At 40.4% G+C, this 19,517-nt stretch carries 19 protein-coding genes and 2 tRNA genes; 11 read left to right on the top strand and 10 right to left on the bottom strand.

The genetic code is table 11. The features are described 5' to 3' along the window. Nucleotides 1-796 (top strand): hypothetical protein (locus H6G08_RS32310; RefSeq protein WP_199322824.1); only part of this gene is annotated, 796 nt, incomplete at its 5' end. A 34-nt stretch (nt 797-830) separates the two neighbouring features. Here the strand turns inward: H6G08_RS32310 and H6G08_RS32305 are convergent. Next, nucleotides 831-1,277, bottom strand: a complete 447-nt coding sequence (locus tag H6G08_RS32305) for a hypothetical protein (protein WP_190550654.1) — start codon at nt 1,275-1,277, stop codon at nt 831-833. 167 nt (nt 1,278-1,444) lie between these two features. Between H6G08_RS32305 and H6G08_RS32300 the strand changes: the two genes are divergently transcribed. Beyond that, nucleotides 1,445-1,516: transfer RNA gene (locus tag H6G08_RS32300), tRNA-Cys, on the top strand. 364 nt (nt 1,517-1,880) lie between these two features. Here the strand turns inward: H6G08_RS32300 and H6G08_RS32295 are convergent. From H6G08_RS32295 to H6G08_RS32275, 5 genes are all read right to left on the bottom strand, one after another. Continuing rightward, nucleotides 1,881-2,564 carry a methyltransferase family protein gene (locus H6G08_RS32295; RefSeq protein WP_190550652.1) on the bottom strand — a complete coding sequence of 228 codons (684 nt, stop codon included), beginning with the start codon at nt 2,562-2,564 and terminating at the stop codon, nt 1,881-1,883. A 35-nt stretch (nt 2,565-2,599) separates the two neighbouring features. Beyond that, the gene (locus H6G08_RS32290) at nt 2,600-3,088 is read right to left on the bottom strand and encodes a DUF1772 domain-containing protein (protein WP_190550650.1); all 489 of its coding nucleotides are present in this window, start codon (nt 3,086-3,088) and stop codon (nt 2,600-2,602) included. Further along, entirely contained in the window at nt 3,088-3,774 is a 687-nt protein-coding gene (locus H6G08_RS32285) for a class I SAM-dependent methyltransferase (RefSeq protein WP_190550648.1), read from the bottom strand. The genes H6G08_RS32290 and H6G08_RS32285 overlap by 1 nt, the downstream gene beginning before the upstream one ends. A gap of 224 nt (nt 3,775-3,998) precedes the next feature. Beyond that, complete coding sequence (locus H6G08_RS32280; RefSeq protein ID WP_190550646.1) at nt 3,999-4,343, bottom strand: DUF3703 domain-containing protein; 345 nt, start codon at nt 4,341-4,343, stop codon at nt 3,999-4,001. 88 nt (nt 4,344-4,431) lie between these two features. Continuing rightward, nucleotides 4,432-7,110 (bottom strand): winged helix-turn-helix domain-containing protein, encoded by a 2,679-nt coding sequence (locus tag H6G08_RS32275; RefSeq protein WP_190550644.1) that lies wholly within the window; start codon nt 7,108-7,110, stop codon nt 4,432-4,434. 624 nt (nt 7,111-7,734) lie between these two features. Between H6G08_RS32275 and gvpA the strand changes: the two genes are divergently transcribed. The 7 genes from gvpA (at nt 7,735) to H6G08_RS32240 (ending at nt 13,728) form a co-directional block, all read left to right on the top strand. After that, nucleotides 7,735-7,950 carry a gas vesicle structural protein GvpA gene (gene gvpA, locus H6G08_RS32270; RefSeq protein WP_010996411.1) on the top strand — a complete coding sequence of 72 codons (216 nt, stop codon included), beginning with the start codon at nt 7,735-7,737 and terminating at the stop codon, nt 7,948-7,950. 624 nt (nt 7,951-8,574) lie between these two features. After that, entirely contained in the window at nt 8,575-8,742 is a 168-nt protein-coding gene (locus H6G08_RS32265) for an NblA/ycf18 family protein (protein ID WP_190550642.1), read from the top strand. Nucleotides 8,743-9,100: 358 nt separating this feature from the next. After that, on the top strand, nt 9,101-9,655 hold the full coding sequence (cpeB, locus tag H6G08_RS32260; protein ID WP_096577369.1) for a phycoerythrin subunit beta: 555 nt from the start codon (nt 9,101-9,103) through the stop codon (nt 9,653-9,655). Nucleotides 9,656-9,732: 77 nt separating this feature from the next. Next, a complete protein-coding gene (gene cpeA / locus H6G08_RS32255) occupies nt 9,733-10,227 on the top strand; it encodes a C-phycoerythrin subunit alpha (RefSeq protein ID WP_190550640.1) in 495 nt (164 codons plus the stop codon). A 250-nt stretch (nt 10,228-10,477) separates the two neighbouring features. Then, on the top strand, nt 10,478-11,767 hold the full coding sequence (gene cpeY, locus H6G08_RS32250; protein ID WP_190550638.1) for a C-phycoerythrin alpha-cysteine-82 phycoerythrobilin lyase CpeY: 1,290 nt from the start codon (nt 10,478-10,480) through the stop codon (nt 11,765-11,767). 66 nt (nt 11,768-11,833) lie between these two features. Further along, nucleotides 11,834-12,451, top strand: a complete 618-nt coding sequence (locus tag H6G08_RS32245; RefSeq protein WP_190550636.1) for a HEAT repeat domain-containing protein — start codon at nt 11,834-11,836, stop codon at nt 12,449-12,451. 71 nt (nt 12,452-12,522) lie between these two features. After that, entirely contained in the window at nt 12,523-13,728 is a 1,206-nt protein-coding gene (locus H6G08_RS32240; RefSeq protein ID WP_190550634.1) for a class I SAM-dependent methyltransferase, read from the top strand. Between the two features lie 25 nt (nt 13,729-13,753). Here H6G08_RS32240 and H6G08_RS32235 read toward each other — a convergent pair whose 3' ends face one another. Beyond that, nucleotides 13,754-15,019 carry an RNA-guided endonuclease InsQ/TnpB family protein gene (locus tag H6G08_RS32235; protein ID WP_242046361.1) on the bottom strand — a complete coding sequence of 422 codons (1,266 nt, stop codon included), beginning with the start codon at nt 15,017-15,019 and terminating at the stop codon, nt 13,754-13,756. A 50-nt stretch (nt 15,020-15,069) separates the two neighbouring features. Between H6G08_RS32235 and tnpA the strand changes: the two genes are divergently transcribed. Next, a complete protein-coding gene (tnpA, locus tag H6G08_RS32230; RefSeq protein WP_190550632.1) occupies nt 15,070-15,477 on the top strand; it encodes an IS200/IS605 family transposase in 408 nt (135 codons plus the stop codon). 299 nt (nt 15,478-15,776) lie between these two features. On the opposite strand, the gene H6G08_RS32225 is transcribed toward tnpA, so the two are convergent. Continuing rightward, a tRNA-Val gene (locus H6G08_RS32225) sits at nt 15,777-15,850 on the bottom strand. A 50-nt stretch (nt 15,851-15,900) separates the two neighbouring features. Continuing rightward, nucleotides 15,901-17,397, bottom strand: coding sequence for a hypothetical protein (locus tag H6G08_RS32220; RefSeq protein ID WP_190550658.1), 1,497 nt, complete (start codon nt 17,395-17,397; stop codon nt 15,901-15,903). Nucleotides 17,398-17,593: 196 nt separating this feature from the next. Between H6G08_RS32220 and H6G08_RS32215 the strand changes: the two genes are divergently transcribed. Beyond that, the gene (locus H6G08_RS32215) at nt 17,594-18,370 is read left to right on the top strand and encodes an SDR family NAD(P)-dependent oxidoreductase (RefSeq protein ID WP_190550630.1); all 777 of its coding nucleotides are present in this window, start codon (nt 17,594-17,596) and stop codon (nt 18,368-18,370) included. A 196-nt stretch (nt 18,371-18,566) separates the two neighbouring features. On the opposite strand, the gene H6G08_RS32210 is transcribed toward H6G08_RS32215, so the two are convergent. Then, the gene (locus H6G08_RS32210; protein ID WP_190550627.1) at nt 18,567-19,346 is read right to left on the bottom strand and encodes a photosystem II electron transport protein, Sll1252 family; all 780 of its coding nucleotides are present in this window, start codon (nt 19,344-19,346) and stop codon (nt 18,567-18,569) included. Nucleotides 19,347-19,517: the final 171 nt, after the last annotated feature.

Genomic DNA, 19,517 nt, shown 5'->3' with positions numbered 1-19,517 from the left:
AAATGAATTTATAATCACAATCAAACTAATATATTTTAATCCTTCGCCCAAAAATAACATATTTTGGGCTATTTTTATCAGACTTTTCTTAACATTCAACATTTCTGGTATTAGATGTATAGGTGTAGCTTCTTTTTATGGAAGTACTGATCATTATTCTTTTGAAGGTATTCATACTACTACAGCAGGTAGTGACTATGCATTAAGAATAGTAGGTTATAGGAATAATGAAACAGGGGCAGTAATTAATAGTGAGATATTAAACTCACTAGCAACTTTTACTCCTAATATAAATAGCGAATATAAGTATGCATCTGTATCTATAAAGAACCCTACCTTCTCAGGTACACCTTTATTTACAACATCACCTACATTTCAAAGTACCCTTAACATAACTCAAAGTAGTTCTTATAACATAGGTATTAATTTATCTACAGCAGCAGGTAATGCATCTGCTATTAAGTTTAGTAATAACTCTAGTTTAGATAGATGGCAGATAGTTAAAACTGCTGACACTGAAAGTGGAAGTAATGCAGGTAGTAACTTTGCTATCAATAGATATAATAATGCAGGTAGTTATCTAAATACTCCCCTATCTATTAATAGAGCTAGTGGTAATGTATCTATTAATGGAGGACTAACAGTTAATGGTCAGTTTACTGTTACTGGTGGAGTTACTCCTCCTGATAATACTAGTAGTGCAGGTACTTATGGTTCTATTACCTTTGACTCTAATTACCTATACATTTGTATAGGAGCTAATAGCTGGCGTAGAGTAGCTCTATCTACTTTCTAAATTAATTAAATAAATAATTAAAGACATCAGAGGTTTATTCCTCTGATGTCTTTTCTATTGGGTAATAAACACCTAAAGAGTATTGCTCATTGAATTTATTATGATAATACTCATCAGTTGCTATTTCTCTATAGGCATTAATTAATTCAGAATAGTCACCATTATAAATAAGATAAGGGATCTTAAAAGTATTAGGTTCCTGAATATTCACTGTAGATATAAAGTAATAAGGACTATCATAATGAAGCTTGCCATACTTTTTTCTGCTATGTACATTACTTTCAAATTCATCAGGAGATAGGCATATACAGTCCTTAGAGCCATATATTACTGTAGTTAGGAATTGTACTACCCCCATATAATAAGGAGCCTTAGGAACAATATTAAAGTCATTATGTCTAATGATCCCAATATTAGGAGACTCAATTAAAGTAAGGTCATCAAATTTATGTACTTTAGGTTCTAATTTAATTAACTTCATAATTATATAGTTAAATAGTTTATGTATAAAATAAATTTGTTATACGTATATTGATCTAAATTGGCTAGTTGAGCTATGCTAGTGTAGTTAAGCCTGTACTTTGTGGCTACACTTTTGGCTACACAAATGGGTTTATAATAGGGTAATATAACTGGGAAGCCTATACTGGCGGCATAGCCAAGTGGTAAGGCAGAGGTCTGCAAAACCTCCATCCCCCGGTTCAAATCCGGGTGCCGCCTTTAAGAAAATCAAGTACTTCAGGGCTTGAAAGCCCTTTTTTATTGGACATTCAAAGGCTTGCAAAACAAGCCTTTAGAGATTTTTGGGGTTATTTTGGGTAGTTTGGATAAAGAACTAGGGTAAAACTGGGGTAAAAATGTAAGGTAGAGGTCTTTACCCCAGTTGATTACTTTTATGGAATCTCAAATATCTCAAAATCTTGCTCCACGGGGTTCAGTACAAATCAAGAACTCTAACGGCAGTCTCCAACTAATTTTTTCTCATCCGATAAGAAGAAAGCGAAAATTAGGACTTTTGCAAGAGGTCTAATGTATTTTAACTGCTTTGTGCAATAGACTTTTTGCAGGTTCAAGCATTCAGCACTTACCAGAAATATGGCACTAACTTATACCTAACTTTTTGTATATAGCTATCGTAGCCTTGGAGTTCTTGCTGCAAAAATTGCTCCTCAAATTGAATCCGTATTACCAAGATGATAGTAGGAGCGATCGCAAGTAGAGCCGCCGCATAGGATTCTAACCACAGGGACATACCAACCATCGTCAGAACTGCACCAGCATACATGGGATGTCGAACAATGCTGTAAACTCCCCGATCAATTACTGTTTGTTGCCTATCTGCTTGATGTTTAACTGCTGTTGCGGCAAAGGTATTCACCTTAAAAGATAGAGAGATAATCCCCCAACCAATAATAAACAATAGCAACCCCAACACCGAAGCCAACGCGCTGGGTTGAGGAAATAGGTGCAATCGGAAGACATCTACAGGGATGAAGGCAATCAAACCCAGAAATGCAAAAATGAGTAAATTGGCAAGAATTTTGTCAGCTAGAGGTTGTTCTTCTTGAATCGGTGGTTTCAGGCGTTCTTGCAATAAAGCATCATCATCTCGGAAAACACCAATCATCGTCACAACAGTTCCCACAACAACAACACCGAGCAATACCCAGCCATGCCACCAGTTTAACGTCCAAGCTGGTAAGAAGAGTAAACCACCGAAGATGACTAAATTCCAAATCAACGCGCTCAAAATCTTGAAAATAAACATGATTGCTTCACCTCTATGTCTTGATGAGGAGGGATTCAGGTTAAGTTTTTATGCCCAGGTGAATCATTCAGAACCGATATCACGATTGTACTCAAACCAGCTAAACTCAAACCAAAGTTAGTCGTATGAGCATATTCCCATTGATTTCTTAGCTGTTGCCAATTGCTAGGAAGCGAACCTGCATTAGCCTGTTCTATCACAGTATTAACAGGCTCAATCCTCAGAAAATATATTAGGGGAAAAGCGATGAAAAGACAGACTGTACCTGCTAATGTCCACCAAAAAGCAGCTTGGCGTTTGCGTACCAGAACCGTAAGCGCGATCGCCCACAAAACTGCACCTACAGTAATAAACGCTCCTGGCCCTGGTGCGCCAAAATAACGGTATAGGCTGTTTTGAATCGTCACATACAGCGCCCCATCATATTGCATTTTGGCAGGTAATTCTAAAGCATGGGCAAATTCTAAGCCTGTAAATAATGCTACTAAGATAATTGTGAGAAACCGCCAGATTATCAGAAACATTATGACCTCTTAAAGCTAATACAAGCAATGCTAGTAAAGCGAGCTAGCCCAAAAGGAAAGGGAATAAACTGAAGCTGAGTTAGCCCTGCTTTATGTATAAGTGTTGACAGTTGTTCTTGGTTAAAACATTGATTTCCCCAGTGCCACTGAATTAACCAACCCAATAATCCAGACTGAGTGACTACGAGAATTAAGGGTGCGCCAGGGCGAAGAACTCTGACTATTTCCCGTAATCCTTGTAGCGGATTGGGTAAGTGTTCAAGGGTATGGGCACAGATGACAGCATCAAAAGCACAATCTGCAAAGGGCAAAGTATTGACATCACTTTGATAAACTTGATGAGGAACCTTTGCCAGAGCAAGTTTTTGATCTGCTTTGTTGAGCATTTGGGGTGAAATATCAACTCCAGCGATATGTGTTTGGGGGTTAATCATTTGCGCAAATGCCAGACTGAAAGCTGCTGTACCAATACCGCAATCACAAATGGTTAATTTGTCTTGACTGTGAGGTAGCATATCGGCATTTTTGAGCGATCGCCATAATTCTCTATAAGCATAGCTATAACCCAAAAGCTGAAGATGTTGATGCCACCAAGAAGCAGCTTGATTATAGGTTTGCGATAGTTGCGCCTTTGTGGGATAAACTCTTTGCACAGAGATTTGCCACCATCCAATTGTCCATTCCATTGTCAAACCTCATTGATCCGTGACTGTACTTTCACAGTCGCTAAGAAGTGCCAATTTCTCCCTCACCGAATGGATAGTTTATAGGATAGTTTTATCCCAATTTGAAAAAAGAACATCATAAATGGGTAGGGGCATGGCACTGCCATGCCCTCCGAATGATTTAAATAATTTATCCGTCTCCAACATTATGCAAATTGGTATTAAAAGTAGTTCCAATTGCCAACCTATTGGCTTAGTATTTGTTGAATATCTTCCGGGATAGACATTTTTTCTGATTCTTGAACATGAGCTTTACCGCCTCTGAGATATCTGCTGTTTCCATACAACAGTGTTAAAGGAATTGCCAGGATTGTTGATACTAATTGCCCCATAATTTCTCTAAAATCTCGCTGTTTCCAGGCAAGTTTCAGCATTTGCCAATGGGCAATGGTATGAGCGATCGCATCATTTTGTCCGAGAATATGAGCGCGTTGTAAGGCTATCCATGCTGATGCAAAGTCTTGCTGGGCAATTAATGTTTGTGCTTTGCTCAGTTCTGCTTGGAAATGTTCATGTACAATTGCTTTCATCTGATTATCCTCCCATTTCCCCCACCTTATCTAAATGCAATCGTTCATTCCCTAGCCGAAAGGATAGGTTTTGCAGTTGCGATAGTTACTAGGATAAAATTCCTAATTCTCTGGCTTTCGCTACAGCTTGAGTGCGGTTGTTGACATCCAACTTGCTATAAATATTTCGCGCGTGCCATTTGACAGCCGCTAAACTGACAAAAAGTCGATCCGCGATCGCTTGATTCGACATTCCCGTTGCGAGATAATTGAGTACTTCGATTTCCCTTTCAGTTAATGGCTCAATTAACCCTGAGACTGTACCAAATTCAGCTAACAGAAGATTCACTTCTGGGGAATGAAGATTTTTTGAGACAGCTTGTTGCAATAACTCAGCCATTGGTTTTCCTTCATCCAAAAATAGCCGAATGTAATTGCCTTGGCGGGGAATATTTAAGGCTTGATTGAGATAATTGAGAGATTCTTGTCTATTTCCTTGAGCTTGCAAAACCAACGCCTGTAAAAGCAATGTTTCCATAACGCGGATAGTGCGCCCACCGAAAACCGCAAATTTATGTAATCGAGTTTGCAATCGCCAAGCATCTTGTAAATGAGATGCAGATGACTTGTGTTGACCGTAAGCTAGCAGTACTCTGGCATAAGTTAAGTAATTTAGTTCTGAAGCTACCGGAGAATGTTCGGTTGTGTTGTAGTGCAGTTCGTCTTCTATACTTAGATTACTGTTTTCTACCCAAGCGATCGCAGCATCTAAATTACCTTGTGCCAAATGTAATCTTACCTTACAGGTTTCCACTGGCAAAATGGTAGGCCAAAGCCAAGGTTGACAGCGTTCAGCTGCATGAATAGCCGCCCACGCCGCTTTTAAATCTCCTTGGGCTTGCTGTACTCGTGCCAGCGTAATATAACCCATCATCAACCCAGGTTGTCTGTTTTCGATGGCGCGTTCAATGCTTTGGTTGAGATGTTGGGCGGCTGTTGCTAATTGGTTTTGTTCTCGCAATAAATCGGCTAAGGCTACCTGCACCAAAATACCTGCATAGGTGGCTAACCAATGTCTTTGTGTTGCTAGTTCTAACCCTTGCTGACATAGGGAAGTTGCTGACTCTAGTTTTCCCCGCAGTGCGAGAAACTGTGCTTGTAAATAAAGCCCAGCGATTGCAGGATCGGCTCTACCCTGTACTCTGCCAATATAGCTAACTTCTCTGAGTAATCCCTTGGCGCTTTGATAATTATCAGCTACAAAATAAGTTACGCCGAGATTGAGCAAAATTAGCGATCGCAACCAGGAATTATCCACAGGTAATAATTGCAAGGCTTTTTCCATAAATGTGACGGATGTTACTGTGTCGCCTTGCTGACGAGCTTGCATTCCTTTGAGGGCGGAAACTAACCCCCAAAAGCGATCGCTATTTTCATTGATATTAATACCCTGATTTAACAAGTTTTCTAAGGTTTTGAAGACGACAACTATATCAGGAAACGAAGAAGAGGTGAACGCTGCCCAAGCTTTAGCGACAAGTAACCAAGGACGGCTAGTAGTTAATGATACTGGTAATTCCTTCAGAGCATTTCCCAAAGCGATCGCATCTATGCGAGGGTTTTCTGTAGTTTGAATTTCTTGCTCAATTAAACCAGCCGCATAATCAAACGTCTGGGCTGAAATGGCGTGTTGAATAGCTTCTGTAATATATCCCTGCCGTTGGTACCATTGAGCAGCACGATAATGATATTCCCTAATGCAATTTGGCTCTCTTCGCAGCAGCAGATGCCGTAGTGACTCGGCAAATAAATGATGATAGCGATACCAGGTGCGATTAGCATCTAGGGCGGTTAAAAATAGGTTTTGACGCTCCAAATGCTCTAAAATCTCGGCTCCATTTACTGTATCTTCTTTGATAACTACCTCACATAAAGAGCCTGTCATCTGCCCTAAGATAGAAGTTCGCAGCAGAAACAATTGCAAGGATGATGATTGACTTTGTAAAACCTCCTCGACTAGATAATCTAGGATATATGGCTGATCTCCGCCGAAGGATGCAATGCATAGATCTGGATTAGTGCGATCGCGTAATGACAGCATCGCTAGCTGTAACCCCGCAATCCAACCTTCGGTTTTTGTTTGCAGGGTGGCTATCTGTGACTCTGTTAATGATACTGGTATCGACTGCTGCAAAAATATTGCCGCTTCGATATCAGTGAAACGTAAATCATCTGCTTGCAGTTGGGTTAACTGATTGCGTACCCGCCATCTAGCTAAAGGGAGAGGTGGATCGACACGAGTTGCGATCGCTAAATGAATCTGCGCTGGTAAATGCTCGATAAAAAAAGTGACTGTGTCATGAATTGCAGCAGTTTGAATTAGATGATAATCATCCAAAACGAGAATTAAAGCTGTTTCCAGTTGAGCTAATTCATTAATTAACGGGATTAAAAAGGCTTCAAATGTAACTGCTTCGCTTGCTTGCAACATCGCCAGCGTCGCTGCGCCAATATCGCGAACATTCTCCCGCAAAGCCGCAACAATGTAGCGCCAAAAGCGCTGGATATCGTTATCTTGGTTATCCAAGGAAAGCCAACTGACAGGTACTTGAGCTTGATGTACCCATTCACTCAACAAAGTTGTCTTCCCAAAACCAGCTGCAGCCGAAATCAAAATTAGTTTGCTACTTAACCCCTGATTTAATTTATCCCACAGGCGTTGCCGTTGCACTAGCGGCAACCGTGGGGATGGAAGATGCAACTTGGTTACCAGCAGGGGACTAAGCATATTGAATTCAACATCTGCACAACCCTTATCTGTCAGGGTAACAAATCAAGCGTTTTTCCTTCATCTATCTATAAGCCAGTGCAACTAGTTTATCAAGCTGACAAGGAACATGAAATTTTCGGACTGCGCTTAAATCATCAAGGCAGAAAAAGTATACAGAGTTTTTCACAAATCAAATATTAGTCCGATAATTCGGCTCAACATATAGCAATAGTCCAAGATTTACCAACCGTATAATTACTTGATTTAAAAACTGATTTCTATCAAATCACCATTATCATTGAAATTATTCAATGTCTATATGTATTCAGGTTTTTAGCTCATATTGAGCCTTGATTGCCGATGAAAATATTTAATTCAAAAAAATACATTAAAGCTGACAAACTTAAACAGATTCAGCATTCAAAGTAGTGACTAAATAAACAAATAAATTCAAAATATACAATTCAAACATTGAAGACAATCATTTTTTTACTAAAACTCTTTTATTGGATGATTTTTTTACATTTTTATGCAGTGGAAATATTTACATCTTGGCAAAGTATGTTTAATATAAATTTAGTCGAAAGCGAAGACAAAAACTTCGCTAAAGACAACAATCAACAATGAGTTAAGGTAAAGACAATGGCAGTTGAAAAAACTAATTCTTCTTCAAGCTTGGCAGAAGTTATTGACCGCATTTTAGACAAAGGTATTGTTGTAGACGCTTGGGTACGTGTTTCTTTAGTAGGTATTGAATTACTAGCTATCGAAGCTCGCATCGTTATCGCTTCTGTTGAAACCTACTTGAAATATGCTGAAGCTGTAGGTCTTACTCAGTCGGCTGCTATGCCTGCTTAATTCTCAAGAGTAAGTTGTTTCTACCTGGTTTGTTAAAACTCAAAAAAGTTGCTTCAGATAACATTGAGAAAAGACTTTTACAGTTGATACTTTCAGGATGATTGTGTTTTTATAGCAGAAAATTCTTTGACATTAAGAATTTTCTGCTATTTTCAATTAATGTGGTTTTTGCACCAAGATAATAAGCTAATGTGCGTCTAAATTGCATAACTACTAATAACGGCTATTAACAGTCAACAGTCAATAGTCAACCGTCAACAGCCCTGACGATGGATTGTGCCACTTAAAAGCAGAATAGCTTATTTGGTGTAATTTTTTACAGATAAAATTTATACCCAAGCCTTGAGAGATGGCGATCGCTATCTTGTGGCTGAGAATCCTGGATGCAAATCTCTACCCAGCCTTACCCCCAATTGGTAGAGGACTCAAACCTCTGACAAAGTGTACGTTGATTACAAGAACTCTGGAACAAAAACAGGACAAGTGCCTCAAGGCATTTGTTGATTAACGTCAATATAGGCAAATTGATAAAAATGTACAATTGTCAAGTATGTGTAACTTTTGTTAATATAGATTCCAGGGAATAAATCGAGCTAATGTTGCTAAACACCGGAGAGTAAAATTATGGATATTCCGATGGAGCTTAACTTAGAGCAGAAATTTAACCTCAAGGTTTACGAAGAGCAAATTAAGGGGTTAGATCAGGAAGAATCGCAAAAATTGCTTTTAGAAGTGCTACGACAGTTAATGGTCAAAGACAATGTGATTAAGCATCTTCTGCAGCAGTCTTAGCTCACTGGGGATATTTGTTAATTTCCTAGAGTGTAAATCCTACCGTAAACCCATATCTCCTTTGTCGTCGTTATAGATAATCTCCATCTCTACACCAACAAACAGGTGTGAGGGACTGGCAAGTAAAACATAATCTCATTACTGTGTAAGCACAGTCCTAATTCGTGAACTGTCACGTTAAATACTTATCCGCAATCCTCAGTCAGAACAATCCTGACTGGGGATTGTTTGTTAAGGATTGTTACTTAGTTTCTCATAACTGAGACTGAGATAGGTGTCATCTTTTATGTTCTATATTGTCTTGTTCAGGGAACAAGCAATCAAGTTTCAGAGAAAACCAATTTTTAAGGAGAGCGAAATGCTTGATGCTTTTTCTAGAGCTGTAGTTTCAGCAGATGCTAGCACTTCTACCGTATCTGATATTGCTGCTCTGAGAGCTTTCGTTGCCAGTGGTAACAGACGTTTGGATGCTGTAAATGCGATCGCAAGTAACGCTAGCTGCATGGTTTCTGATGCTGTTGCTGGGATGATCTGCGAAAACCAAGGTTTAATTCAAGCTGGTGGTAACTGCTATCCTAACCGTCGTATGGCTGCTTGCTTACGCGACGCAGAAATCATCTTACGCTATGTAACCTACGCTCTACTAGCTGGTGATGCTTCCGTTCTAGACGATCGTTGCCTAAATGGTTTGAAAGAAACCTATGCTGCTCTAGGCGTACCCACCACCTCTACAGTACGTGCCGTTCAAATCATGAAGGCTCAAGCTGCTGCTCACATTCAAGACACCCCCAGCGAGGCTCGTGCTGGTGCCAAATTACGTAAGATGGGAACCCCCGTTGTTGAAGATCGTTGCGCTAGCTTAGTTGCTGAAGCTTCTAGCTACTTCGATCGCGTAATCTCTGCTTTGAGCTAATAATTGCCACTTGCCATTAACTCAACAGATTGACATCCAACACAGTTTAAATAAAAAGCCTTTTGGGAGATTAAGAAATGAAATCAGTTGTTACCACCGTTATTGCATCTGCTGATGCTGCAGGTCGTTTCCCCAGCACCTCTGATTTAGAATCCGTACAAGGTTCTATTCAACGTGCATCTGCTCGTTTAGAAGCTGCTGAAAAGCTAGCTAACAACATCGATGCAGTTGCTACCGAAGCTTACAACGCTTGCATCAAGAAGTATCCCTACTTGAACAACGCTGGTGAAGCTAACTCCACCGATACCTACAAAGCTAAGTGCGCTCGTGACATCAAGCACTACCTGCGCCTAATCCAATACTGCTTAGTTGTTGGTGGTACAGGCCCATTGGATGAGTGGGGTATTGCTGGACAGCGTGAAGTTTATCGCGCTTTAGGCTTACCTACCGCTCCTTACGTTGAAGCTTTAAGCTTTGCTCGTAACCGTGGTTGTGCGCCTCGCGATATGTCTGCTCAAGCATTGACCGAATACAATGCTTTACTAGACTACGCTATTAACTCTCTCTCCTAGTCAGTTGTCCAAGTTGTCATTTGGTAGCGAGGCTAAATTGTGACCCCACAAACCTAGAGGTTCTTGGCTGTTTGCTTTGCCTGTGAAGGTTGAGTATTAGCACAGAATCTCTGGGTTTGTTTTGTTGTTGGTCAATGGTCAATAGTCAATAGTCAATAGTCATTGGTTCTTGGTGATTAAAGACTATACATATAAGCTACTCAAGAATATTTGCTTGAGGCTGAACCAGTAGCAGCTAAGATTTATATATATGGATAAACGCTTTTTTAATTTATTTAATCTCACAGAAGACCAAGCGATCGCTCTTTTGGATACTCCCCAAGACCAAGTGAGTGAAAATGATTCGCGCTATATAGCAGCCTCTCATTTAGTTAATTTCCCTACAGAAAAATCAATCAATGCACTCATCCGTGCAGTGCAGCAAACTGACCCCTCGTTGGATAATCGGATCGTTCGGCGTAAATCAGTGGAGACTTTAGGACGACTCAAAGCTACAACAGCATTACCAGTTATCCGTACATGCCTGTTTAATGATGACTGCTATACTGTGGAAAATGCTGTTTGGGCAATTGGGGAAATTGGCACCCAAGACCAGCATATATTAGAAGAAGTGGCGCAATTACTCGATAAGCCAGGGCAAACATATCGAGTAATTATTCATACATTAACCAAGTTTAATTATGAACCAGCATTAGAACGGATTCGCAAATTCGTCAATGATAGCGATCCACCGACAGCGAGTGCTGCGATCGCCGCAATTTGTCGCTTAACTGGAGACTATTCCCAGATGGGGAAAGTGGTGGCAATGTTACAACACCGCAATGTCTTAGGACGACGTTTATCGATCCAAGATTTGATGGATGCGCGGTATTATGATGCCATTCCCCAGATTGCAAAATGTCCAGTCTCTTTGGTGTTTCGACTGCGGGGAATTCGCACCTTAGCAGAAGCAGGAATCGCTACCGGTGCAATTACTTTTGCCAAAGTTCAACCTTATTTAGAGCAGACATTATACGATCATCCCCAGGATTTGAGTTTGGTGCATAGTTACGATCGCCTTCCCACCCTAGAAAATTTGATCCGCGAGTTGTATGAAACCGACTTTGGTCGTTGTTATTTAGCGACCAAAACTATATTAGAGCATTACGCCGATGCTGCGCCGGAGGCTTTATTTGCCACCTACGTCGCAGAAGCAAATAATGATTATGGTGCCCATTTTCATGTAATGAAGCTGTTCGGATGGTTAAAACATGCTCCAGCCTACGATTTACTAGTGGAAGCCTTGCATAACAAACAACCACAGTTTCAAAAATCACGAGCTGCTGCGGCGATCGCACTTGCTGAACTGGGAGATGCAAAAGCCATCCCGGAAATAAAAACCTGTTTAGAAACCAAAATTTGGGATCTGAAGTATGCAGCGTTGATGGCGCTAGAGAAACTAGGCGATATCAGTGGACACGAGCAATTAACCCAAGATAGTGATTGGCTAATTGCTGCTAAAGCCTCAATTACCCTGAAAAAGCAAGAAATAACCGCCTAATTATGCTTGAATATGCCTTTTCCCTTACCATAACAACCATTTTTAACACCCACTAAATTAAAAACAATGCCGACAACAGAAGAACTATTCCAACAACTAAAACACCCTAACCCCCATCTGCGCGATCAAGCAATGTGGGAACTAGCTGAAAATCCCGATGAGACAACTATCCCCCGGTTGATGAGTATTCTCGATGAAGAGGATACCACCTATCGCCGAGCAGCAGTCAAAGCCTTAGGTGCGATCGGCCCCGATGCGGTAAATCCGTTAGTTGAAGCCTTGCTCAATAGCGATAATGTTACCGTTCGCGGTAGTGCGGCTAAAGCCTTAGCGCAAGTCGCCATTAATCATCCAGATGTTCCCTTTGCAGCTGAAGGCGTACAGGGTTTAAAAACTGCTCTCAACGATCCCAATCCTGTAGTGCATATTGCTGCTGTCATGGCTTTGGGTGAAATTGGTTCTCCCGTAGTCGATGTTTTGATTGAAGCATTGCAAACTACAGACAACCCAGCGTTAGGAATCACGATTGTCAATGCTCTTGGCTCCATTGGTGATGGTCGAGGTGTAGAGGTTTTACAATCTCTAATTAACAGTGAATCAACTGATTCTTACGTGCGCGAGTCGGCTATTAGCGCATTATCTCGCCTAGAAATGACAATGAAGTTTCAGCGAGGGGAAAAATAATGTTCTTGAGAGATGCGATCGCATCTTTAGCAGATGGATAATTAAACTGTATGACAAATTAATCTCACCCCATGTCAGATTCCCAAGCAATTAGTGCAGCAGTCGCCAAACTCTACAATACCTATCCCTTCCCCCCAGAACCGTTATTAGATGAACCGCCTCCTGGTTATAACTGGCGCTGGAACTGGCTGACGGCGTATAACTTTTGTACCGGACAAAAACCCGCACAGACCAATGTCCGCATACTTGATGCTGGCTGTGGTACGGGGGTGGGAACAGAATACTTAGTCCATCTCAATCCGGATGCGACTGTTGTCGGTATTGATTTGAGTGCTGGCGCATTAGCTGTAGCTCAAGAACGTTGTCAAAAATCAGGAGCAAACAGGGTAGAATTTCATCATCTGAGTTTGTTTGATGTTGAGCAACTTCCTGGTGAATTTGAGCTAATTAACTGTGTGGGAGTTCTGCACCATACCCCCGACCCCATTCGCGGAATTCAAGCTTTAGCAAAAAAACTATCGCCTGGTGGTATAATGCACATTTTTGTGTATGGGGAACTGGGACGTTGGGAAATTAAATTGATGCAAGAAGCGATCGCTCTTTTGCAAGGCGAAAAACGCGGTGATTACACCGATGGTGTCGCAGTAGGAAGACAAATATTTGCTGCATTACCAGAAGATAACCGCCTCCGCAAGCGCGAACAGGAACGCTGGTCTTGGGAAAATCAACGGGATGGTTACTTTGCAGATATGTATGTCCATCCCCAAGAAATTGATTACAACATCAATACAGTATTTGAATTAATCGATGCGTCAGGGTTGGAGTTTCTCGGCTTTTCTAATCCCAAGGTTTGGGATTTAGAACGCTTGATTGGTAAAGCACCAGAGTTAATTGAACGAGCGCAAAATTTAAGCGATGCCTCCGGCGGGCTACGCCAACGCTATCGGTTAATTGAAATCCTCGACCCCCAAGCCATTACTCACTATGAGTTTTTCTTAGGACGCAGCCCCATTCATAGAGAAGATTGGGCATCAGATACTAAGTTAATGTCGGCTGTACCGGAACCTAGTCCTTGCATTCAGGGATGGCGAGATAGTCAACAATTTTTTAATCAAGACTATCAGATTGTGCGTTTAAATGATGCCGAGTGGCAATTTCTCCTCGCCTGTGATGGAAATCAGACAACAGCGCAAATTTTACAGTCAGTGAATGCGAGTTTAGCAGATGTGCGATCGCTCCAAAAACAGCAAATCATTCTTCTAACTTCCAGAATATAACTTGTCCTTAATTGACACTCGCCTGCTACACCGCTTTGCGGTTAGCGGGAGATTCTTGCTTCTTAGAAACACGCTTTTTGGCACAAGTACCAACGAGTCTTACTGTTTCTCCACAAGCTTGAATTTCTGTGTGTCCCACAGTATTTGTTGACAGTATTCTTATCCCTTCTGCTCTCAAGTTCCGTGAGGCATTTTCATCTCTATCATGTATTGTTTGGCAGTTTAAACAAATCCACTCACGGATACTTAAATTCAGCAAATCATTCTTGTGACCGCAACATGAACAAAGCTTTGTGCTGGGGAAGAATCTGTCAACTTGAATGAAGTTACCTTCAACTCTGTCTAGTTTGTAGCTGATGAAATTGAGAAGCATACCAAAACCCGCATCATGTATTGACTTGGCTAACTTGGTACGCGCTAATCCTTTAACACAAAGGTTCTCAGCTACTATGACTTGGTTGTCGTCAACTAACTTTCGTGAGAGTTTATGGAGAAAATTGGCCCTTGTATTTGATATTTTTTCGTGAACTCTGGCAACCACTTTAACCGCTTTACGCCTATTGTTAGAACCTTTAACTTTGCGAGATAAAGATTTTTGTCTAACTCTTAGTCGTTTGGCATATTTTCTTGTGGGTTTGATTGGATCAACTTTATGACAAGTTTCACCGTCGAACACAGTTATTAAACTGGTTAATCCTAAATCAATTCCTGATATTTTGCCTTGCTTGGTGTTTTTCAAGTCTCCAACTTCAAATAGGATTGCAGCAAAATATTTATCTGTACTTGTTTTAGAAACAGTTACAGATTTAATCTTGCCACTAACATTCTTTGAAAGACTAACTTTAACAATGCCAAGTTTAGGGAGTTTTAAGCCACCATTCTTAATTGAACAACTTTCAGGAAATCGAATTGATTGCTTTGAATGTTTGCTCTTGAATTTTGGGAATCCAGTGCGCTTTGCAAAAAAGTTTTTAAACGCAGATTCTAAATTCTTGAGTGACTGTTGTAGAACGGCAGCAGTTGGTTCTTGCAACCATTCATAATCAGCCAATTTCTTCAACTGGGTAAGGTCTTTAGCCATCTGGCAATAAGTCATGCCCTTACCCGTTTCTTCGTATTGAATATTAGTTTTATTGAGGTAGAAATTCCAAACAAAGCGGGAACATCCAAAGCTTTTAGCCAAGGATATTTCTTGCTCTTTGTTTGGGTAAATTCTGACCTTGAGTACGTCTAACATCAATATATTTTTGAGAAACTTATGAGGCAGTGTGGTCTTGGGGGTTTCCCCCATGAACAACTGCCGGTGGTAATATACTGCTTACCGCTACCTCTTGTCAATGTATGTACCATCATGGTTTTAGGTCTGTTTACAGGCTTAACGCTCATATCGTTTTGGTTGTAAAATACCGCAGAAAAGCTATTAATGCAGAAATCCTAAGCAGGCTAAAAGAAATAATCACGGATACCCTTAAAAAATGGGATTGCGAACTGTTAGAGTTCAACGGCGAACCAGATCACGTTCACATATTAATTGACTACAAGCCTGATAAACCCCTCTCAACATTGATTGGAAATATCAAAACAGTGAGTAGCAGGTTAATACGCAAAGAGTTTCCTTGGTTGGCTAAAAAATACTTTTACAACAAGCCTTACTTCTGGACTGGTGCGTATTTTGTGGCTAGTTGTGGAGGTGTCACAGTTGAGCAATTAAAGAATTACGTTGAGAACCAAGAACAACCAAAACAATGATTTGCGGGGCGAACGTTTTATACTGGTCACAATTCATCTCCCGTTACAGTCGTCAGACTTAACGGGAGTCCTCTTGCTCCATTAAGATAGAGAAAGTAACGAAGAATTATATATTTTTGAGATGGCGATCGCGGCGAAGACAAGCTCAAATTCATCCACTAATCCTCTAATAGCGATCGCACTACACTGTTAAACTGGTAATATAACTAAAGTAGTTCATCTTTAGATATAGATGATTACTAATGCCTAATGGACAATAATTTGTCACCGACGACAAACAATGTATCACTGTGAAATAATGGACGTAACTGGATTCGAACCAGTGACCTCTACGATGTCAACGTAGCGCTCTAACCAACTGAGCTATACGTCCTCAACCCACGATTAACAATATTAGCATACCTATTTACAATAAGCAAGCATTTAATTTTGCAGTTTTTTCTGAGCCGATGCTAGCAGTTTTTGGGCTTCAGGGTAGGCAGTTGTCCCAGCTTGGATAGTTTTAAGGCGATTAATAATGCCCTGAATTCTACCTTTGAACTGCTGAGGCTCGCTAGGTGGAGAAGCAATTAAACTTTGGATTTGCTCATTCGCGGCTGCTAAAGATGCTTGTGCTTCGCTTTCGGCTGTGCGGCGAGTTTCGATGATGCCTAAATTAGTTTGATACTCAGCGAGTAATTTTTGTGCGGCGACATAGCCAGGTTCTTCAACGCGAATGTTTTCTAGCTGATCGATTGATTTGCGCCATAATTTAGCAATTTGCTCCCATTTAGCGACAGAATGGGGTGGATTTTGTGATGCTTTGGCAGCTGCTAGAGCAAATTGCTTTGCTGCTTCTATATATGTATCGCTACGCGGATCGACAACTGTTTTGAGTTTGACTTGATAACCAGCTAGTAATCTTTGTGCTTCTAAATAGCGAGGATTTTCTGTGGGGATTTGGTTGAGGCGCTTCAGTGCTTGTTCCCATAGTTCTGATGCAGCTTTAGGTTGGGTGGCTTGAATTTTTTCTGCTTCTAAATCAAATTCTTGTGCAGCTGCAATAAATGTACCGATACGTGCATTATCAAAATCGCGCTGATAAGCTTTGAGTTTAGTTTGTGCGCTTTCTCCAGCAAATGTGGCGTCGGGGATTTGTTCTAATTGATCTATGGCAGCTTGCCAAGATGCGATCGCATTTTCTTTATCTTTAATAGTAATAGCTTTTTCATACTGCTGGCGTGCTATGGTTACCAGCTGTTCTGCTTGAACCAATGGTTTCAAAGCATTTTTATCTTGAAAAGCTATAGCTTCTATCCGCGCCACTCGCTGACGCGCTGTTTCAAACTCATCTACGGTAAACTTCCAAGTACAACCAAAAAAATTACAGTAAGCTTGAGGATAGTAACCTAAAAACCAAACTGGTAAATTATCTAAATTTTTTTGTGCTGCTTTCGCTTTGAGGGTACCTTGCTCAATATCAACAGCACTAGTAGCTTGATTAATTAACTGATCTGCTTGTTCTAAGTTTTTAATTGCCTCGCGATAGTGATGATCCATATTGATATAGCTAGGCAACAATAGAATCGGCGCAGTCTTCGCAACAGGCCAGCGTATCATCGGATAAGGCAAATTTATTAGCCATAGTATGCCTGCTGAACCACCTAAAAGTATAGTTGCCCATTTGATTTTGCGAAAAATACCAGACGGTTGATTAGCTTTTGCAGCTTGTTTGAGTACCTTCTCGCTAAATTGGGGATATATATCGATCACACTATCTCGCAATTCATCTAACTCTGCTGGCGAACCTTTTTCTTGGGAGAGTTTTTCTAAGCGCTTACTGACTATTTCTTGTTCAATTTTGCTAACTTGATCGTTACCACTACATTTTTGAACTTCTGCACGCAAAATTTTTAAGGCTGTTTTATTTAACCGATACATAGACATAAGATGTAACTTATAATTCTAGTATTCCCAGCCATTGATGAAAAATTAGCACTCAAGAGCCAATTGTCTATAGTCAATTGTCAAATAAATAACAAATGACCAATTTGGCATATTACTCTAGATGGTTAAAAATGTTAACTTTTATGGTTAATATTTATAGGCTGATTTAATTTTTGTCAAAACACCTATAATGTCAACTGCTTTAATTACAGGTGCATCTAGTGGTATTGGTAAAGCCTTTGCCCAACAACTAGCAGCACAAAATATAAATCTGGTTTTAGTGGCGCGTTCACAAGAAAAACTTTACCAATTAACAAAAGAACTCCAAGAAAAGTACAAAATTCAGATAGAATTTATCGTTAAAGATTTAACAGAAAATAATGCAGCTAAAGCAGTTTTTGATATTGTCCAAGCTAAGGGATTAACTATAGATTTATTAATTAATAATGCTGGGATTGGTGATTATGGTGACTTTGCTAGCTCTGATGGAGAAAAGCAAGTCAAAATCGTGCAATTAAATATTCTGGCATTGGTTGATTTAACGCATAAATTTTTACCTTTAATGCGGCAACGTCAATCGGGAAGCATAATTAATGTATCTTCAATTACTGCATTTCAACCTATGCCATATCTTTCTGTTTATGCTGCTAGCAAAGCTTTTATTGTCAGCTTTAGTCAGGCATTATGGGCAGAAAATCGTCCTTACGGGATTCGAGTTATTGTTACTTGTCCAGGCCCTATAGAAACTAATTTTTTTGCAGAAGCTAATTTTCCTCCTAGTTTAGCAGGAAGTACAGAGCAAATGTTTACTAGTGAAGAAGTAGTCAAACAAACGCTGAAAGCTTTAGAAAATCGGCAGCCAGCCGTTGTGATTGGCGATGTTAAAACTCAAATTAGAACTATATTAGCCAGAATAGTTCCCCGCCAAATTTTGTTGAATATGTTAGCAAGAAGCTTTAAATCGTAATTTGTAATTTCTAATTTGTCATACCAATTTATATAAATAGTGTTGGCTGCACATCAATATATCCTAGAGGGCATGGCAATGCCATGCCCCTACCATCTGTCGCATTCTTTTTTTAAATAGGGATAATTCGTAATTATCAAATTCTTTGTAAGGGTTTAGCATTGCTAAACCCTATACAGTATGACTGACTGACAACCTACATATACCTTGTTAATTGCACGCGGTAACGGTCTTTTTTCGTCACAGCAACTTCACCAACTTCTAGGCGTCCCTTACCGCGAATAGCAATTAAATCACCGGTTTTCACTTGAGAACTAGCTTGAGATACTTCCTTCCAGTTAACGCGCACATCACCAGAGTCGATTAAATCCACCATTTTGCTGCGCGACATACCAAAACCAGCAGAGGCGATCGCATCTAACCGTAAGGAAGCTTCAACAGTAGTCATTTCTTTTTTCTTCGGTTCCCGAACCTTTAACTCACTTAGATCAATGCGCTGGGTTTTCACCGGCACCGATCGCACTTGTTGGAGGTTCATCTCTAAAAATTCTGCTAACTCTGGTGCGACAATTACCTGTGCGCCACGTTCGCCCAGAACAATAATATCGCCAGTTTTTTCCCGGACGATTCCCGTACCCAACATTGCGCCTAAAAAGTCGCGGTGGGTTGCGGTATCAAACAAGAAATTACCAGCAATTTCTAATAATACTAAGGCGACTTGAGACTGATCTAAAGGAATTTCTGCACGGGCGATCGCTAATCTTTGGCGTTCAGCTTGCGGATATCCACCCCAAGCCAGCAATTGCACCTCTGTTAACCGACTAAACACCCGTTGAATTTCTGCTAGTTCTGGGGGAGACAGAAAATCTGTCAAAACCACTTCCCAGGTTTTGATTGCTTCTTGTGCGCGATCGATGACACGAGCTACAATATCTCGATTTTCAACAGTTTTTAAAAGTTCTTCTCTGGGCAACATTATTAAAAATTATCAGTTGTGAGCTTCAGCCAATAATCTCTATTGACCAATTACTCATGAGCACTGTTTGATTCTAGCGCCATCTGCAAATCAAACCAATTGCAAAAATCATACATCATAGGGTCGATATGCCAATAAACGCCCGCACCATTCTATAGTGACAGGGCGATT

Origin of the sequence: Calothrix anomala FACHB-343 (assembly GCF_014696435.1) — a bacterium.
In the GTDB taxonomy this organism is placed as follows: domain Bacteria; phylum Cyanobacteriota; class Cyanobacteriia; order Cyanobacteriales; family Nostocaceae; genus Aulosira; species Aulosira anomala_A.
The sequence above is the reverse complement of the archived record's forward strand: the minus strand, read 5'-3'. Positions and strand labels throughout refer to the sequence as shown.

Excerpts from the sequence above, each read along its gene's own strand:
- H6G08_RS32235 (WP_242046361.1), bottom strand. The coding sequence starts at position 15,019 with ATGGGGGAAACCCCCAAGACCACACTGCCTCATAAGTTTCTCAAAAAT.
- H6G08_RS32215 (WP_190550630.1), top strand. The coding sequence starts at position 17,594 with ATGTCAACTGCTTTAATTACAGGTGCATCTAGTGGTATTGGTAAAGCC.
- cpeA (WP_190550640.1), top strand. The coding sequence starts at position 9,733 with ATGAAATCAGTTGTTACCACCGTTATTGCATCTGCTGATGCTGCAGGT.
- H6G08_RS32210 (WP_190550627.1), bottom strand. The coding sequence starts at position 19,346 with ATGTTGCCCAGAGAAGAACTTTTAAAAACTGTTGAAAATCGAGATATT.
- H6G08_RS32305 (WP_190550654.1), bottom strand. The coding sequence starts at position 1,277 with ATGAAGTTAATTAAATTAGAACCTAAAGTACATAAATTTGATGACCTT.
- H6G08_RS32275 (WP_190550644.1), bottom strand. The coding sequence starts at position 7,110 with ATGCTTAGTCCCCTGCTGGTAACCAAGTTGCATCTTCCATCCCCACGG.
- cpeY (WP_190550638.1), top strand. The coding sequence starts at position 10,478 with ATGGATAAACGCTTTTTTAATTTATTTAATCTCACAGAAGACCAAGCG.
- H6G08_RS32280 (WP_190550646.1), bottom strand. The coding sequence starts at position 4,343 with ATGAAAGCAATTGTACATGAACATTTCCAAGCAGAACTGAGCAAAGCA.
- H6G08_RS32245 (WP_190550636.1), top strand. The coding sequence starts at position 11,834 with ATGCCGACAACAGAAGAACTATTCCAACAACTAAAACACCCTAACCCC.
- cpeB (WP_096577369.1), top strand. The coding sequence starts at position 9,101 with ATGCTTGATGCTTTTTCTAGAGCTGTAGTTTCAGCAGATGCTAGCACT.
- H6G08_RS32295 (WP_190550652.1), bottom strand. The coding sequence starts at position 2,564 with ATGTTTATTTTCAAGATTTTGAGCGCGTTGATTTGGAATTTAGTCATC.
- H6G08_RS32240 (WP_190550634.1), top strand. The coding sequence starts at position 12,523 with ATGTCAGATTCCCAAGCAATTAGTGCAGCAGTCGCCAAACTCTACAAT.
- H6G08_RS32285 (WP_190550648.1), bottom strand. The coding sequence starts at position 3,774 with ATGGAATGGACAATTGGATGGTGGCAAATCTCTGTGCAAAGAGTTTAT.
- H6G08_RS32290 (WP_190550650.1), bottom strand. The coding sequence starts at position 3,088 with ATGTTTCTGATAATCTGGCGGTTTCTCACAATTATCTTAGTAGCATTA.
- H6G08_RS32220 (WP_190550658.1), bottom strand. The coding sequence starts at position 17,397 with ATGTATCGGTTAAATAAAACAGCCTTAAAAATTTTGCGTGCAGAAGTT.
- gvpA (WP_010996411.1), top strand. The coding sequence starts at position 7,735 with ATGGCAGTTGAAAAAACTAATTCTTCTTCAAGCTTGGCAGAAGTTATT.
- H6G08_RS32265 (WP_190550642.1), top strand. The coding sequence starts at position 8,575 with ATGGATATTCCGATGGAGCTTAACTTAGAGCAGAAATTTAACCTCAAG.
- tnpA (WP_190550632.1), top strand. The coding sequence starts at position 15,070 with ATGTACCATCATGGTTTTAGGTCTGTTTACAGGCTTAACGCTCATATC.